11 protein-coding genes are annotated in these 16,320 nt (G+C 71.0%); 9 read left to right on the top strand and 2 right to left on the bottom strand.

Annotated features, from left to right (window positions below; genetic code table 11):
• Positions 1–7 precede the first annotated feature (7 nt).
• Positions 8–877 carry a glycosyltransferase gene (locus tag GEV27_RS04845; RefSeq protein WP_309222034.1) on the top strand — a complete coding sequence of 290 codons (870 nt, stop codon included), beginning with the start codon at positions 8–10 and terminating at the stop codon, positions 875–877.
• A gap of 3 nt (positions 878–880) precedes the next feature.
• Here the strand turns inward: GEV27_RS04845 and GEV27_RS04840 are convergent, their stop codons facing one another.
• Both GEV27_RS04840 and GEV27_RS04835 read right to left on the bottom strand, forming a co-directional pair.
• Complete coding sequence (locus tag GEV27_RS04840) at positions 881–1,906, bottom strand: LCP family protein (RefSeq protein ID WP_153933585.1); 1,026 nt, start codon at positions 1,904–1,906, stop codon at positions 881–883.
• Between the two features lie 9 nt (positions 1,907–1,915).
• Positions 1,916–2,515, bottom strand: a complete 600-nt coding sequence (locus GEV27_RS04835; protein ID WP_375335584.1) for an acyltransferase — start codon at positions 2,513–2,515, stop codon at positions 1,916–1,918.
• 198 nt (positions 2,516–2,713) lie between these two features.
• Between GEV27_RS04835 and GEV27_RS04830 the strand changes: the two genes are divergently transcribed.
• From GEV27_RS04830 to GEV27_RS04795, 8 genes are read left to right on the top strand one after another with little or no spacing between them, the layout of a single operon-like run.
• A complete protein-coding gene (locus GEV27_RS04830) occupies positions 2,714–7,459 on the top strand; it encodes a DUF4082 domain-containing protein (protein ID WP_153933584.1) in 4,746 nt (1,581 codons plus the stop codon).
• A gap of 13 nt (positions 7,460–7,472) precedes the next feature.
• Positions 7,473–8,558 (top strand): Gfo/Idh/MocA family protein, encoded by a 1,086-nt coding sequence (locus GEV27_RS04825; protein ID WP_243838763.1) that lies wholly within the window; start codon positions 7,473–7,475, stop codon positions 8,556–8,558.
• Positions 8,555–9,553, top strand: a complete 999-nt coding sequence (locus tag GEV27_RS04820) for an NAD-dependent epimerase/dehydratase family protein (RefSeq protein WP_153933583.1) — start codon at positions 8,555–8,557, stop codon at positions 9,551–9,553. Before GEV27_RS04825 ends, GEV27_RS04820 begins: the two co-directional genes overlap by 4 nt.
• The gene (locus GEV27_RS04815) at positions 9,550–10,710 is read left to right on the top strand and encodes a DegT/DnrJ/EryC1/StrS aminotransferase family protein (protein ID WP_153653921.1); all 1,161 of its coding nucleotides are present in this window, start codon (positions 9,550–9,552) and stop codon (positions 10,708–10,710) included. Before GEV27_RS04820 ends, GEV27_RS04815 begins: the two co-directional genes overlap by 4 nt.
• On the top strand, positions 10,692–11,366 hold the full coding sequence (locus GEV27_RS04810) for an acetyltransferase (protein WP_153933582.1): 675 nt from the start codon (positions 10,692–10,694) through the stop codon (positions 11,364–11,366). The genes GEV27_RS04815 and GEV27_RS04810 overlap by 19 nt, the downstream gene beginning before the upstream one ends.
• Complete coding sequence (locus GEV27_RS04805; protein WP_153933581.1) at positions 11,363–12,466, top strand: DegT/DnrJ/EryC1/StrS aminotransferase family protein; 1,104 nt, start codon at positions 11,363–11,365, stop codon at positions 12,464–12,466. Before GEV27_RS04810 ends, GEV27_RS04805 begins: the two co-directional genes overlap by 4 nt.
• Positions 12,463–13,920 carry a lipopolysaccharide biosynthesis protein gene (locus tag GEV27_RS04800; RefSeq protein ID WP_153933580.1) on the top strand — a complete coding sequence of 486 codons (1,458 nt, stop codon included), beginning with the start codon at positions 12,463–12,465 and terminating at the stop codon, positions 13,918–13,920. The genes GEV27_RS04805 and GEV27_RS04800 overlap by 4 nt, the downstream gene beginning before the upstream one ends.
• Entirely contained in the window at positions 13,917–16,316 is a 2,400-nt protein-coding gene (locus GEV27_RS04795) for a glycosyltransferase (protein ID WP_153933579.1), read from the top strand. Before GEV27_RS04800 ends, GEV27_RS04795 begins: the two co-directional genes overlap by 4 nt.
• The last annotated feature ends 4 nt before the right edge of the window (positions 16,317–16,320 follow it).

Here is a 16,320-nt window from a genome sequence, read left to right as displayed (position 1 = left end):
TGAAAGCGTGAGCAGCGCGCCGGCCACCGACGAGGGTCCGCACTTCGTCGCGAGCATCGTGATCCCGGCCCATGACGAGGAGCGCGTGATCGGCAGGACGCTCGGCGCACTGCTCGACGGCAGCGGCCGCTTCGACGTCGTCGTGGTCTGCAACGGGTGCACCGACCGCACCGCCGACCTCGCCCGCTCGATGGGTCCTGCGGTGCGGGTCCTGGAGATCGCCGAGGCCTCCAAGAGCGCTGCGGTCCGTGCCGGCAACGCAGCGACCGACGTCTTCCCGCGGGTGCACCTCGACGCCGACGTCGAGGTGTCCGGGGCCGACGTGGTGCGGCTCGTCGAGGCGCTCGACGACGAGGGCGTCCTGGCCACTGCGCCCCGTCGCCTGGTCCCCCGTGAGGGGTGCCACCCCCTCGTGCGGTGGTACCTGGACGTGTGGGAGCAGCTCCCCCAGGTCGCGGACGGGCTCTTCGCCCGAGGAGTGATCGCGCTGAGCCGCCCCGGTCAGGACCGGGTCGATGCGCTGCCCCGAGTCATGAGCGACGATCTCGCCATCTCGGACGCGTTCGCCGCGCACGAGCGCCGTGTCGTCGACACCGCCACCGTGATCGTCCGCCCACCGCGCACCGTGGGCGACCTCCTGCGCCGACGCGTCCGGGTGGCCACCGGCAACGCCCAGGCCACAGCTGTCGGCGTACGCCGGGCGGGCTCGGCCACCGGGCTCTCGACCCTCGGGCAGATCGTCCGCGACCGTCCGGCACTGGCGCCGCGCGTCATCGTCTTCCTGGCCGTCACCGTGGTCGCCCGGGCGCGGGCCCGCCGGCTCGTCCGGTCCGGCGACTTCACGACCTGGCATCGCGACGAGTCGTCCCGCAGCTGAGCCTCAGTCGACGATCGCAGGGGTCCGGCTGTCCGGGTTCGCGGCCAGCCACTCCGCGACAGCGTCGTCCCGCACGGCCGACCACAGCTCCTCGCCGCCGGACCGGTCCAGGTGGACGACGCTCTGCGATCCCTCCATCCCGGTGCCCTTGACAGGGACGGTCAGGTAGCCGATGCCCGCCGAGCGTAGGTGCCGCAGCGAGAGCAGCAGGCTGCGCATCTGACCCACCGACCAGTCGCTGTCCACGGACAGGTTCGTCGTCAGGATGTCGAGGATCCGGTACGCGTGGCGGGGTTCCCTGACCAGCTCCTGCGTCAGGGTCTCGTCCAGCAGGGTGCGCAGGAAGTGCTGCTGTCGGTGGATCCGGTCGAAGTCGCCCCCGGGGAGCCCCGCACGCTGGCCGACGTAGTCGAGCGCCTCGTCGCCGTTCATCGTGTGACGCCCGGCGGTCCAGGTGATGTCGCGGTAGCTGTCGTGCACGGTCTCGGGGACGTCGAGCGTCACCCCGCCGAGCGCGTCGGTGAGCTCGCGGAACCCGCTCCAGTCGACGACGGCCAGGTGGTCGATCCGCAGATCCGTCACGTTCTCGATCGTCCGCACCGCGAGTGCAGGCCCCCCGTAGGAGAAGGCGGCGTTGATCTTCGCAGGCCCGTGCCCCGGGATCGTGACCCAGGAGTCCCGCGGGATCGAGACGACCGAGGCGCCACGCCGGTCCGCGTCGATGTGCAGGATCATGATGGCGTCGGAGCGCTGCGCGCCGCGCTTCCACTGCGCCGAGGGCCCGTCGGTGCCGAGCAGCAGGATGTTGACCGCGCCCGCCGCCGCTCCGGACGCGCGCTCCGGACGCTCCCCGGGGCCCGCCGCGAACACCCCGTCGATGCGATCGATCTGGCTGGTCAGCCGGTGCTGCAGGTACAGCGCGAAGCCCAGCGACAGCAGGACGGGCACCATCAGGCAGACCGTCACGACCACGAGGACGCGGCGCAGGCGATGACACCGGCGTCGCCGCCGGGGAGCGGGCATCAGCATGTGTGGGTCTCACTCCGCCCGTGGCTCGAGGAGGTCCCCCTGTTGGACGTACGCCTCACCGGTCCGCGGGCAGGTGAGCTCCCCTGCACCCGCGTCCTCCAGCGGCACCCCCGCGCGGCCGACCCAACCGATCCGACGGGCCGGCACGCCGGCGACCAGGGCGAAGTCGGGCACGTCCCTCGTGACGACGGAGCCGGCCGCGACCATCGCCCAGCGGCCGATGCGGACCGGGGCGATGCACACGGCACGGGCCCCGATCGACGCACCCGTCATCGCGACGACTCCCACGGCGTCCCAGTCCTCGGCCCGCTTCAGCTCGCCGGCCGGCGTCACGGCCCGCGGGAACAGGTCGTTGGTCAGCACCGCCGCGGGGCCGACGAAGACGCCGTCCCCCAGCACCGCCGGCTCGTAGACGAGTGCATGGTTCTGGACCTTGCACCGGTCCCCCAGCACCACGCCGGGGCCGAGATACGCGCCCCGGCCGATGACGCACTGCTCGCCCAGCCGAGCCTCCTCGCGCACCTGTGCGAGGTCCCAGACAACGGTCCCCGTGCCGATCGAGGCACGGGGATCGATGTCAGCAGTCGCCGCGATGTGCGCGGCACGCAGGTCTTTCATGATCGCCCCATGGGACGAGTGTCCGCACGATCGTGAAAGGAGCGTCAAAAACGCCGGCCGCGCTCGAAGTCGTCCGCCAAACACCTGCCACTGGCTCCCGGCGGAGGCGATTCTGGCAGGAGTCACAGCAGGAACGGCGCTCTCGGCGGTCCTCGGAGGGTGACTGTGGGTCACGAAGCAGAGGTAGAGATGTCGAACTCCCGCAGGGGCCACCTGGCGCCCCGCCGTGCCGTGGTGGCGTTGGCCGGCGGACTCCTGCTCGCAGGCCTGCTCACCGCCGTCAGCAGCGCGCCGTCCTCCGCCGCCGTCGATCCCTGCGGACCGGCCGGCAACAAGATCTCGTGCGAGAACAGCAAGCCCGGCTCGCCGCCGACCGAGTGGGACATCGAGGGCGCCGGCGACGACGACATCCAGGGCTTCGCGACCGACATCAGCGTCAACGTCGGCAGCCGGGTCGACTTCAAGATCGACACCACGGCCCGCGCGTACTCCGTCACGATCTACCGCACCGGCTACTACGGCGGTGACGGAGCGCGCAAGATCGCGACACTCACTCCGTCCGCCGCCCTGCCGCAGCAGCAGCCCGCGTGCCTCACCGACGTCGCGACCGAGCTGTACGACTGCGGCACCTGGGGCGTCTCGGCGTCGTGGGACGTCCCCAGCACGGCGGTCTCCGGCGTCTACATCGCCAAGCTGCGCCGGGCGGACACCGGCGGCGTCAGCCACATCACCTTCATCGTCCGGGACGACTCCAGCACCTCGGCGATCGTCGCCCAGACCTCGGACCCGACGTGGCACGCCTACAACGAGTACGGCGGCGCGAACTTCTACAGCGGCGGCGGCAACGGGCGCGCGTACAAGCTGAGCTACAACCGACCGTTCGCGACCCGGCAGGGCGTCGAGGCGCGTGACTTCTACTTCGGCGCCGAGTACCCGCTCGTGCGGTTCATGGAGAAGAACGGCTACGACGTCAGCTACATCGCCGGCGTCGACTCGGACCGCAACGGGGCCCTGATCAAGAAGCACAAGACGTTCGTGTCGATGGGCCACGACGAGTACTGGAGCAAGGCGCAGCGCGCGAATGTCGAGGCGGCCCGCGACGCGGGCGTCAACCTGATGTTCCTCAGCGGCAACGAGGTCTATTGGAAGACCCGCTACGAGCCGTCCAGCACCGCAGGTCAGACCCCGTACCGGACCCTCACGTCCTACAAGGAGACCTGGTCCAACGACAAGATCGACCCCTCCGCCGAGTGGACCGGGACATGGCGCGATCCACGCTTCGCCCCGAAGGACAAGGGCGGAGGTCGGCCCGAGAACGGCCTGACCGGCACCCTCTACATGTCGAACGACACCGATCTGCCGGTCACGGTCAGCGCCGCGGAGGGAAAGCTGCGGCTGTGGCGGGACACCGGGCTGCAGTCCCTCCCCGCCGGCACGAGCGCGCAGCTCGCACCGCACACGGTGGGCTACGAGTCCAACGAGGACATCGACAACGGCTCCCGGCCCCCCGGACTGATCCGGCTCTCGACGACGACCGGCCCGGCTCCCCAGTATCTGCAGGACTTCGGCAACGACGTCGCCGCCGGCACCACGACCCACCACGTGACCCTGTACCGGGCGGCGAGCGGTGCCCTCGTGTTCTCCGCCGGATCGATCCAGTGGACCTGGGGCCTGGACGCCACCCACGACGGCAACGGTGCTGCGGCCGACCGTCGCATGCAGCAGGCCCAGGTCAACCTCTTCGCCGACATGGGCGCCCAGCCCACGACGCTGGCCACGACCCTGACCCCGGCGACGAAGTCGACCGACACGACCGGCCCGACGACCGCGATCAGCTCACCGGCCGGAGGCGCGACCGTCGCGAACGGCACCCGGGTCACCGCCACAGGCACCGCGACCGACAGCGCAGGCGTCGTGGCGGGAGTCGAGGTGTCGACGGACGGAGGGACCACGTGGCACCCGGCCAGCGGCACGACCACGTGGAGCTATCAGTACGTCCAGCACGGCACCGGCCCCACGCCGCTGATGGCCCGGGCGATCGACGACAGTGCCAACATCGGCGCCTCCACGAGCCGGTCCCTGACCATCACCTGCCCGTGCAGCGTGTACGGAGCGGAGGTCCCCGCCATCCCGGCGGCCGACGATCCGGCCGGCATCGAGGTCGGCCTCCGGTTCTCCCCGACGATGGACGGCTACGTCTCCGGCGTGCGGTTCTACAAGGGCGCCGGCAACTCCGGCACCCATGAGGGATCGCTGTGGAGCAGCAGCGGGCAGAAGCTCGCCGGCGTCACCTTCTCCGGCGAGAGCACGACCGGGTGGCAGCAGGCCACGTTCGCCTCGGCGGTCCCGGTCGTGAAGGACGCGACGTACGTCGTGTCGTACACCGCGCCCAACGGCCGCTACGCGGTCCAGTCGGGTGCCTTCACGTCGCTCGGGCTCGACTCGTCGCCGCTGACGGTGGCCGGCGGTTACGGCGCCGCACCGGCCGGCACGTTCGCCGACCCGGGTCGTTTCCCCACGAACTCGTATCGCAGCAGCAGCTACTTCGTGGACGCGATGTTTTCCGCCGTCGACGACTCGCCACTGACCGTCATGTCGCAGTGGCCCGTCGCGGACTCGTCCAGCGTCCCCGCCGGGTCGACGGTGTCGGCCACGTTCTCCAAGCCCGTGTCCGCCGGATCGGCGACTCTGGCGCTCACAGATGCGAACGGCTCAGCGGTCGCCGGCAGCACGACGTACGCCGCAGGCAGCCGAACGATCAGCTTCACGCCTGCCTCACCGCTCGACGGGTTCGTGAAGTACACCGCGAAGGTCGGCGGGGTCGACGCGCAGGGCACTGCGGTCACCGACGGCAGGACCTGGTCGTTCACGACCGCCCGCCCTGCCCCCGCACCGGGGGTGTGCCCCTGCAGCCTCTTCACCGACTCCACGGTCCCGACCCTTCTGCAGGACGCGGACACCGTCGCGGTCACCTTGGGGGTCCGCTTCGCCTCGGACTCGGCGGGCACCATCACGGGGGTCAAGTTCTACAAGGGCCCCAACAACACCGGCACCCACACCGGCACGCTGTGGACGACGTCGGGCACCAAGCTCGCGGAGGGCACGTTCACCGGCGAGAGCAGCAGCGGCTGGCAGACCCTCACCTTCACGCAGCCCGTCGAGATCGCCAAGGACACCGAGTACATCGCGTCCTACCGCGCCCCGGCGGGCCGCTACTCGGCCACGCCTGGTGGCTTCAGTGCGGACCGGCCCGGCTCCCCCCTCCGGACGCCGTCAAGTGGCGGCTCCTACACGTACGGTGCAGGCTTCCCCAGCTCTCGTTCCTCGGCGAACTATCTCGTCGACGTGGTCTTCGAGAAGCCTGTGCCGACGATCGCGATCACGTCGCAGGATCCGGCACCGGGCGCGATGGACGTCCCTCCGAGCACCAGCATCGAGGTGGAGCTCAACGACACGATCAAGCCGGGAGCGGCGATGACCGTGACGAGCGGCTCGTCCCCGGTCGGCGGGACCACGCGGCTCGGCCAGGACGCGCGCCGGCTGACGTTCGACCCCAGCGGATCGCTCCCCGGTGACAGCACCATCACCGTGACCCTCAGCGGCGTGACGTCGACCAGCGGCGCGTCGCTCGCCACGAAGACGTGGACCTTCCGCACCGCGGCATCCGACGACACCACGACACCGCAGACCCTGTTCAGCAATCAGGTCCCGGCCGTGCCGGCGGTGAACGAGGGCGCTGCGGTCGAGCTCGGCACGGTCTTCCAGCCGAAGAAGAACGGCCGGATCACCTCGATCCGCTTCTACAAGGGAGCCGGCAACTCGGGCACCCACGTGGGTCGCATCTGGAGCGCCACGGGACAGCAGCTGGCCACCGTCACGTTCACGAACGAGACCGCCGCCGGCTGGCAGACCGCAAAGCTCGCCCAGCCGCTCACCGTCACGGCCGGGACGTCGTACGTCGTGTCGTACCTGGCTCCGCAGGGTCACTACGCCTCCACCGGCGGCTTCTTCTCCACGCCGCTCACGAACGGCGACCTGACGGCGCCCGCCGGCAAGAACGGTCGCTATCTCTACGGCACGGGCGGCGGCTTCCCGATCTACGACTGGAACGCGACGAGCTACTTCGTCGACGTCGCCTTCGTCGCCGACGCCCCCACGATCACCGTGACGGACGTGAGCCCCCAGGACGGGGCGACGGACGTGCCGCGCCCGAGCAAGGTCACCGCATCGCTCTCGGCACCCGCGACGTCCGGCTGGTCGCTCACTGTCTGGGACGGCCTGACGCCGGTCTCGGGCACCGCCACGATCGCCAGCGATCAACGGACCATCACCTTCCAGCCGTCGTCCCCTCTGCCCGCGGGCGCCGATCTGACCGCGCGACTCAGTGGAGTGGTGTCGACCGAGGGCGCTGCCCTGCCGGTCAGGACCTGGTCGTTCCGGACCGAGGCGACCGGCTCGACGACGTACACGATGTTCGACGGGCAGACGCCCAGCATCCCGGCGATCAACGACAGCGACCCGGTCGAGCTGGGCACGGCGTTCTCGTCCTCCGTGGACGCGGTCGTCACCGGGATCCGGTTCTACAAGGGCGCGGGCAACAACGGGACGCACGTGGGCAGCCTGTGGTCGGCGAGCGGCACGCGACTCGCCACGGTGACCTTCACGGGCGAGACGGCCGGCGGGTGGCAGACCGCGCAGCTGTCGACACCTGTGCCGATCACGGCCGGGACGACGTACGTCGTGTCCTACTACGCCCCGCAGGGTCGCTACTCCGGGACGCCCCGCTTCTTCGCCTCGCCGTGGACGGTCGGCCCGCTGAGCGCGCGCGCCAGCAACAACGGCGTCTTCGCGTACGGGGCCGGCGGCGGGTTCCCGACCGGCTCGTTCAACGCCACCAACTACTTCGTCGACGTGATCGTGCGGGCGGCGTCCTGATGAGAGGAACATCGTGACAACTGACAACACACTCGGGGTCGCCGTCATCGGAGCGGGCTACTGGGGTCCCAACCTCGCGCGCAACTTCCGCTCCAGCGACGACTGGGAGCTGCGCGCCGTCTGCGACCTCGACCTGGACCGCGCCCGCAGGGTGGCCGGGGACGGTGTCACCGTCACCAGCTCGCTGGAGGAGGTGCTGGCCCGCCCCGACATCGACGCGGTGGCCATCGCGACGCCCGCGCGGACCCACCAGGCGATCGCCCTGCCGGCGCTGGAGGCCGGCAAGCACGTCGTGGTGGAGAAGCCGCTGGCCGACAGCCTCGCGAACGCGACGCAGATGGTCACGATCGCCCGGGACCGCGGTCTGGTCCTGATGGCCGATCACACGTACTGCTACACGCCGGCCGTCCTGAAGATCCGCGAGCTCATCGCGGACGGCTCGCTCGGCGACATCCTCTTCGTGGACTCCGTGCGCATCAACCTCGGGCTGATCCAGCCCGACGTCGACGTGTTCTGGGACCTCGCGCCGCACGACCTGTCGATCCTCGACTTCATCCTGCCGGGCGGCCTGCGCCCGTCCGGGGTCGCGGCCCACGGCGCCGATCCGCTCGGCGCCGGCCGGCCGTGCGTCGGCTACCTGACGCTGCCGTTCGGCGACGGCGCCCTCGCCCACGTCCACGTCAACTGGCTCAGCCCGACCAAGATCCGCCAGATGGTCATCGGAGGGACCCGTCGCACCCTCGTGTGGGACGACCTCAACCCCCAACAGCCCCTGAGCGTGTACGACCGCGGGGTCGACCTGGCCGGGCAGTCGTCCACGGCCGCGGATCGGCGGGACTCGACCATCTCCTACCGGCTCGGCGACACCTGGGCGCCGGCGCTGCCCCATCGTGAGGCCCTCGGGCAGATGGCGACCGAGTTCGCGGCGTGCATCCGCGAGGGCCGTTCGTCCCGCACCGACGGCGAGTCGGGCCTGCGGGTGCTCTCGGTCCTCGAGGCGGCCGCCCGGAGCCTGCGCACCGACGGAGCGCTCACCGGCATGGAGCCGGCACCCGTCCCCGTACCCCCGATCGCCACCAGGAAGGTGACAGCCGCATGACCTCACTCGACGGAGCCCGCGTGCTCGTGACCGGCGGTGCCGGGACGATCGGATCGACGATCGTGGACCAGCTGCTCGACGCAGGCGCGAGCCACGTCGACGTCCTCGACAACCTCGTGCGGGGGCGCCTGGGCAATCTCGACGCGGCGCTCGCCACCGGCCGGGTGACCCTGGTCGAGGGCGACATCCGTGACCGCGACCTGGTCCACGACGTCACCCTCGGCCAGGACGTCGTCTTCCACCAGGCGGCGCTGCGGATCACCCAGTGCGCCGAGGAGCCGAGGCTCGCGCTCGAGGTGCTGGTCGACGGGACGTTCAACGTCTACGAGGCGGCCGTCGACGGAGGCGTCGACAAGGTCGTGTCGGCCTCGTCCGCGTCCGTCTACGGGATGGCGGAGGAGTTCCCCACCGACGAGCGCCACCACCACCACAACAACGACACGTTCTACGGTGCTGCCAAGTCGTTCAACGAGGGCATGCTGCGCAGCTTCCGGGCGATGCACGGGCTCGACTACGTCCTGCTGCGCTACTTCAACGTGTACGGGCCGCGGATGGACGTGCACGGTCTCTACACCGAGGTGCTGGTGCGGTGGATGGAGCGCATCGAGGACGGTGAGGCGCCGCTCGTGTTCGGCGACGGGAGGCAGACCATGGACTTCGCGTTCACGACCGACATCGCCCGTGCCAACATCCTGGCCGCCGAGAGCAGCGTCACCGAGGGCGTCTACAACATCGCGTCGGGCTCCGAGACGAGCCTGCTGCAGCTGGCCGAGACCCTGTCCGAGGTCATGGGATCGCACGTCCCGGTCGAGCACGGGCCGGAGCGGGCCGTCAACGGGGTGGCCCGCCGGCTCGCGGACGTGTCGGCCGCGCGCCGGGACCTGGGCTTCGAGACACGGGTGGGCCTCGCCGACGGGCTGGCCGAGCTGGTGAGCTGGTGGCGGCCGCTGCGGGCGGAGATCTCGGTCGGCCGCAGCATGGAGACCCGCCGATGAGCCGCGTGAACGTGATGCAGCCGTGGCTCGGCAAGGAGGAGGTCGCCGCCCTCACCGAGGTGATCTCGTCCGGCTGGATCGCCCAGGGTCCACGAGTCGCGGCATTCGAGGACGCCTTCGCGCGCCTGCAGCAGGCCGACCACGCGATCGCCGTGTCCAGCTGCACGACCGCCCTGCACCTCGCGCTGGAGGTCGCGGGCGTACGGCTCGGCGACGAGGTGGTGGTCCCGTCCTTCTCGTTCATCGCGACCGCGAACGCCCCCACGTACGTGGGAGCCCGACCGGTGTTCGCGGACGTCGACCCGGTGACCGGCAACCTGACCGCCGACACGGTGGAGCGGGCGCTCTCGGAGCGGACGCGGGCGGTCATCGCGGTGGACCAGGGTGGCGTTCCCGTCGACCTCCGCGAGCTCCGCGCACTGTGCGATCCGCGCGGCATCGTGGTGATCGAGGACGCCGCCTGCGGTGCCGGGTCGACCTATCACGGGCGCCCGGTCGCCGCGGGCGCGGAGATCGCGGTCTGGTCGTTCCACCCCCGCAAGATCGTCACGACCGGCGAGGGCGGCATGGTCACCACGTCCCGTGCCGACTGGGCCGACCGGGCGCGACGCCTTCGTGAGCACGCGATGAGCGTGTCGGCGGCCGATCGCCACGGGACCACCTTGGCGCCGATCGAGGAGTACACCGAGATCGGCTTCAACTACCGCATGACCGACATGCAGGCCGCGGTCGGGATCGTGCAGCTGCGCAAGATGCGCGACCTGGTGGAACGCCGGCGAGAGCTCGCCGGGGTGTACACCAAGTACGTCAGCGACATCGAGGGCCTGCGCCCGGTCGCCGACCCGAGCTGGGGCACGACGAACTTCCAGTCGTACTGGATCGAGGTCACCGATCCCTACCCGCTCGACCGGGACGGCCTCCTGACGCATCTGGCGTCGCTGGACATCTCGGCGCGCCGCGGCATCATGACCGCGCACCGCCAGCCGGCGTACGCCCACGAGGCGCTCGGGACCGGCCCCCTGCCGGTCTCGGAGCACCTGAGCGACACGACGCTGATCCTGCCCCTGTTCCACCAGATGTCCGTGGGCGAGCAGGCCCGCGTCATCGCAGCCCTCATCAGCGGAAGCGGGGAAGAACGATGGACAACCTCATCCTGATCGGCGCCGGCGGGCTGGCCCGGGAGGTCGGCGAGGCCGTCACCGCCTCGGGCCGCTACCGGATCCTCGGCGTCGTCGACGACGACCCGGGCGTGCACGGGACCTCCGTCAGCGGGATGCCCGTGCTCGGCGGTCTCGACCAGGTCTACTGGGACCGCAGCTCGTACGTCGTGGTCTGCGCCGGACAGGGGCGGACACGGCAGGCGATCGTCGACCGGCTCACCGATCACGACATCGGGCCGTCGCGGTTCGGCACCGTGGTCCACCCGTCCGTGCAGGTCCCCCGCTCGTGCTTCCTCGGCGTGGGGTCCATGCTGCTCGCGCAGGTCGCGATCACCGCCGACGTGCGCATCGGCCGTCATGTCGTCGCGATGCCCAACGTCACGCTCACCCATGACGACGTCGTCGGTGACTACGCCACGTTGTGCGCCGGCGTGAGCCTCGCCGGCGGGGTCTCGGTGGGGCCGGCTGCCTATCTCGGCACCAACGCGAGCGTGCGGCAGGACGTGTGCGTGGGCGCCGGCAGCACGCTCGGGATGGGATCGACCCTGCTGCAGGACCTGCCCGACGGCGAGACGTGGGCGGGGGTCCCGGCACGTCTTCTCGCCCCCGGACGCCGCCTGACCGCGGCGACCACGATGGAGGCGGTCTCATGAGGGTCCCGCTGGTGGACCTCGGCGCCCAACAGGCAGAGGTCGCTGCCGAGGTCAGGGCCGGGCTCGACCGCGTGTTCGCCGCCACCGCCTTCATCGGCGGTGTCGACGTGGAGGAGTTCGAGCAGGCATATGCCGCCGAGACGGGCGTTGCGCACTGCGTCGGCGTCGGCAACGGGACGGACGCGCTCGAGCTCGCGCTCCGGGTCGCGGGCGTCACCCCCGGCGGGGAAGTGATCCTGCCGGCCAACACGTTCATCGCCACGGCCGAGGCGGTCTCCCGCATCGGTGCCCGTCCGGTCCTGGTCGACGTGGACCCGGTCCACCTGCTGATCGACCCGGACCGGGTCGGGGAGGCCGTCACCTCGCGGACCCAGGCCATCGTGCCGGTCCACCTGTTCGGCCAGATGGCTCCGATGGAGCGCATCGCCGAGATCGCGGCCCCCGCCGGCATCCCGGTCGTCGAGGACGCCGCCCAGTCGCAGGGGGCGGCCCGGCACGATCAGCTCTCGGGAGGGCTGGGTCTCGTCGCGGCGACCAGCTTCTACCCGGGCAAGAACCTCGGCGCGGCCGGCGATGCCGGCGCGGTCACCACCCATGACGCGGGCATCGCCCAGGCCGTTCGCGTGCTGGCCGCCCACGGGAGCCCCGCCAAGTACGTCCACGACGTGATCGGGATGAACTCCCGCCTCGACACGGTCCAGGCCGTCGTCCTGAAGGCCAAGCTCAAGCGCCTGGCGGGGTGGAACGAGAGCCGCCGCAAGGCAGCCGCCCGCTACGACGAGCTGCTCTCGCCCGTCGACCGCGTCGCCCGCCCCTGCTCGGCCCCGGGCAACATCGATGTCTGGCACCTCTACGTCGTCCAGGTCGACGACCGCGACGACGTCCTCGGCGCGCTCCACGCCGCAGGGGTCGGCGCGGGCATCCACTACCCGACCCCCGTGCACCTCACCCGGGCCTACGCCCACCTCGGCCTCGGCCGGGGGCGCTTCCCCGTGGCGGAGGCTGCGGCGGACCGGATCCTGTCGCTGCCGATGTTCCCCCACCTCTCCCCCGAGCAGCAGGAGCACGTCGTGGCGAGCCTCGTGGAGGCGTTGCGGTGACGTCGAGCGGGCACGACGCGGAGGCCACCGCCGCAGGGAACGCCTCGTCGGCGTTCGCCTGGAGCTTTGCCAACACCGTGATCGCGCGGCTCGGCACCTTGGCCATCGGCATCGCTCTCGCGCGGCTGCTCGGTCCCGAGGAGTTCGGCACGTACGCGGTCGCCTTCATCGCCCTGCTCGCGGTGCTGAGCTTCAACGAGCTCGGGGTCAGCCTGGCGATCGTGCGCTGGACCGAGGATCCGCGAGCCATCGCGCCGACGGTCACCACCGTGTCGCTCGCCATGAGCGCCCTGATCACCGTGGGGATGCTGCTGGCTGCAGGCCCGTTCGCCGACGCCATGGGCGACTCGAGCGCGGCCGGCATGGTCCGCGCGCTCAGCCTCTGCGTCCTGATCAACGGCGCGGTGGCCACCCCTGCCGCGCTGCTGCAGCGCTACTTCCGGCAGGACCGGCGGATGATCAGCGACCAGGTCAACGTCTGGGTCGGTGCCGGGGTGTCGCTGGCCCTGGCGCTGTCCGGGGCGGGCGCCTGGAGCCTCGTCATCGGCCGGCTCGCGGGGGCGCTGACGTCCGGCGTCCTGCTGCTCGCCTACTCCCCCCTGCCGTACCGGGTCGGCCTCGACCGCCGACACGTCCGGGCGCTGCTGCGGTTCGGCGGTCCGCTCGCCGGCGCGAGTCTCGTCGTCTTCGCGATCGGCTTCGTCGACCAGCTCGCCGTCGGGCACCTGCTCGGTCCGGTGGTGCTGGGCTACTACGTCCTGGCGTTCAACCTGTCCAGCTGGCCCGTCAGCATCTTCTCGCAGCCGTTGCGAAGCGTCGCGCCCGCGATGTTCGCCCGCCTGCAGCACGGCCCCTCAACCATGGCCATGACGTTCCATCACGTCCTGCGCGCCGTGGCCGCTGTCGCCCTGCCCAGCTGCCTGGTGCTCGGCGCCTGCGCCCCCGACATCATCCGGTTCGTGTACGGACCCGAGTGGGCGCCGGCGGCGACCCCCCTGCGATGGCTCTGCCTGCTGGCCGCACTGCGCATCTTCTTCGAGCTGTCCTACGACTACCTCGTCGTCCTGCGGCGGTCCCGCTCGATCCTCGCGATCCAGCTGGTGTGGCTCGTGGCCCTCGTCCCGTCCGTGATCGTGGGCGTGAGGATCGGCGGGGCAGGCGGGGCGGGGCTGGCCGTCGCGGGCGTGGCCGGGGTCGTCGTCCTGCCGTTGTACCTTCGTGCGCTCGCCGGCGTCGGCATCGACCTGCGCGCCGTCTGGCGGCACGCGGCTCTCCCGCTGACGGTGACCGTCGCCCTCGGGGTCGTGCTGACGGCTGCGGCTGCCACCCTCGGGACGTTCTCCACGCTGGCCGCCGCAGGGCTGCTGGGCGCGGCGACGACGGGCGGACTGCTGTGGCGTGAGCGGTCGACGATTGCGATGTTGCGGTCGCGGCCGACGGCGGTGGTCTCATGAGGATCCTCGTGTACCCGCACGACCTGGGCATCGGGGGCAGCCAGCTCAACGCGATCGAGATCGGCCACGAGATCAGCCGGCTCGGCCACGAGGTGATCGTCTACGGCCAGCCGGGCGCGCTCAGCGCCAGGATCGCCGACCTGGGACTCGAGATGATCGCCTCCCCGCCGCTGGGTCGCCGCCCGACCCGGTCCGTGGTGCACGACATCGGGCGCATCGTCGACGAGCGTCACATCGACATCGTGCACGGCTACGAGTGGCCGCCCGGGCTCGAGGCGTACCTCGCCTGTCGCGGACGTCCGCACGCCCGGGCCGTCACCACCGTCATGTCCATGGCAGTCGCGCCGTTCCTTCCGCGCTCGATGCCGCTGGTGGTCGGCACCGAGCAGATCGCGGCCCAGGAGCGGGCCGACGGACGCTGCCTCGTGTCGGTCCTCGAGCCTCCGGTCGACCTGACGACCAACCACCCCGGGGCGGCCGGCGACCTCCGGGCCGTCCGGGAGCAATGGGGCCTGCGCGACGACGTACCGACCGTGGTGTGCGTGACCAGGCTGGCCCGCCAGCTCAAGCTCGAGGGGCTGCTCACCGCGATCGACGCCGTGGGGGTCCTGCATCCCGAGCACCCGGTGCAGCTGCTCATCGTGGGCGACGGCGACTCCCGCGACGAGGTGGCGCGCCGCGCCGCGGAGGTCAACCAGGCCCTGGGACGCCGAGCCGTCATCCTCACCGGCGAGCTCGAGGACCCACGTCCGGCCTACGACCTGGCGGACGTCTGCATCGGCATGGGCGGATCCGCGCTGCGATCCATGTCATTCGCCAAACCCCTGATCGTCCAGGGCGAAGGAGGCTTCTTCCGCCTGCTCACGCCCGAGACGCTCCCTGACTTCCTCTGGACCGGCTGGTACGGACACGGCGGCTCAGCACCGGTCACCGCTCTGGCAGCAATGCTGCGGGAGCTGCTGGATGCTCCTCAGCGGCGCGCGGATCTGGGACGGTTCGCCCGCAGCACCGTCGAACAGCGCTTTTCCCTCGCCGCTGCGGCGGACCGACAGCTCGCGATCTATCGGACTGTTCTCGATGCGGCGCCGCCGGGCCCGGCCGTCACCTCCGAGGCCGCTGCCGTGGTCGGATTCGGCCGGTACCACCTCACCAAACGGATCGCTCGAGCGACAGGTCGGCACGCGACCGACGACTTCAACGCGAAACCCGTCGCCACCTCCGGTTCCCGATCGCCGGTCGAGGGCGAGGACGGCGTGATCGTCTACTTCGCGGGGGTGTCCTGGGACGCTCTCGCGGGCACGGACAACCACCTGGCGCGTGCTCTGGCGAAGGAACAACACGTGGTGTGGGTCGACCCGCCGATGTCGTGGACTGCTCGGCGACGCCAGGGCGTCTCCGTTTCCCCCGGAGGCAATGTCGCCGAAGGCATCCTGCGCGTCTCCACCAGCTGTCCACCGGGGGTCAACCGTCCCCTCACACGCCGCCTCGCCCGCTGGCTCACCCGACGACGCGCGAAGGCTGCGGTCCGCACTCTCGGGCTGCCGGTGGCCGCCATCGTCCTGAGCGAGCCGGGGCAGCAAATGCCCACGTGGTCCGGGGACATCGTCCGGGTGTACTACGAGACAGACGACTTCGTTGCTGGCGCCTCGCTGTTCGGTGCCAGCACCAGCCACACCGTCACGTGCCGCGCGGTGAACGTGAAGCGCAGCGACGTCGTCCTCGCCGTCACGGACTCCTTGAGGGACGAGCTCGCCGGAGATGGACGGCTTGCGGCGACCTTGCACAACGGTACTGACGGTCAGCACTTCGCAGACGTCGATCGCGTCTCTCCATCGCCGGACGTACGCCGTGACCGCCCGGTGGTGGGGGTGGTCGGACAGTTCAACGACCGCTTGGATCTCGCTGCGCTCGAAGCTGTGGCCGACCTGGACGTCAACCTTCTGCTCCTGGGTCCCCGCCACAGCTCCACGCCGCACGCCACAGAACGCGTCAACACGTTGACCGAACGACCCAACGTCCAATGGATCGACCGTCAGCCCTTCGACCGGCTGCCCTCGTACATGGCAGCGATCGACGTCGGACTCACCCCTTACACACCCACGGCGTTCAACCAGTCCAGCTTTCCGCTGAAGACGCTCGAATACCTCGCGGCCGGCCTCCCGGTGGTCTCGACAGATCTCCCGTCCGCTCGCGCCTTGGGAACAGATCTCGTGGATCTGGCTGCCACCCCTGCCGAGTTCGCGAAACGGACCGCAGAGCTGATCGAGCAACCGGTCGACCGTGAGCTGGTGGCACGCCGCCGTGCCTTCGCGCAGTCACACAGCTGGGAGGCGCGAGCGTCCCAGCTTCGGCGTGTCCTCGTCCAGGCACGAGCTCGACCGGTTCACTCCCGGTAGTGAC

Origin of the sequence: Aeromicrobium sp. S22 (assembly GCF_009661045.1) — a bacterium.
GTDB classification, from domain to species: Bacteria; Actinomycetota; Actinomycetes; order Propionibacteriales; family Nocardioidaceae; genus Aeromicrobium; species Aeromicrobium yanjiei.
The sequence above is the reverse complement of the archived record's forward strand: the minus strand, read 5'-3'. Positions and strand labels throughout refer to the sequence as shown.

Coding starts and splice junctions, on each gene's coding strand:
- GEV27_RS04805 (WP_153933581.1), top strand. CDS start 11,363: ATGAGGGTCCCGCTGGTGGACCTCGGCGCCCAACAGGCAGAGGTCGCT.
- GEV27_RS04840 (WP_153933585.1), bottom strand. CDS start 1,906: ATGCTGATGCCCGCTCCCCGGCGGCGACGCCGGTGTCATCGCCTGCGC.
- GEV27_RS04795 (WP_153933579.1), top strand. CDS start 13,917: ATGAGGATCCTCGTGTACCCGCACGACCTGGGCATCGGGGGCAGCCAG.
- GEV27_RS04820 (WP_153933583.1), top strand. CDS start 8,555: ATGACCTCACTCGACGGAGCCCGCGTGCTCGTGACCGGCGGTGCCGGG.
- GEV27_RS04830 (WP_153933584.1), top strand. CDS start 2,714: ATGTCGAACTCCCGCAGGGGCCACCTGGCGCCCCGCCGTGCCGTGGTG.
- GEV27_RS04815 (WP_153653921.1), top strand. CDS start 9,550: ATGAGCCGCGTGAACGTGATGCAGCCGTGGCTCGGCAAGGAGGAGGTC.
- GEV27_RS04810 (WP_153933582.1), top strand. CDS start 10,692: ATGGACAACCTCATCCTGATCGGCGCCGGCGGGCTGGCCCGGGAGGTC.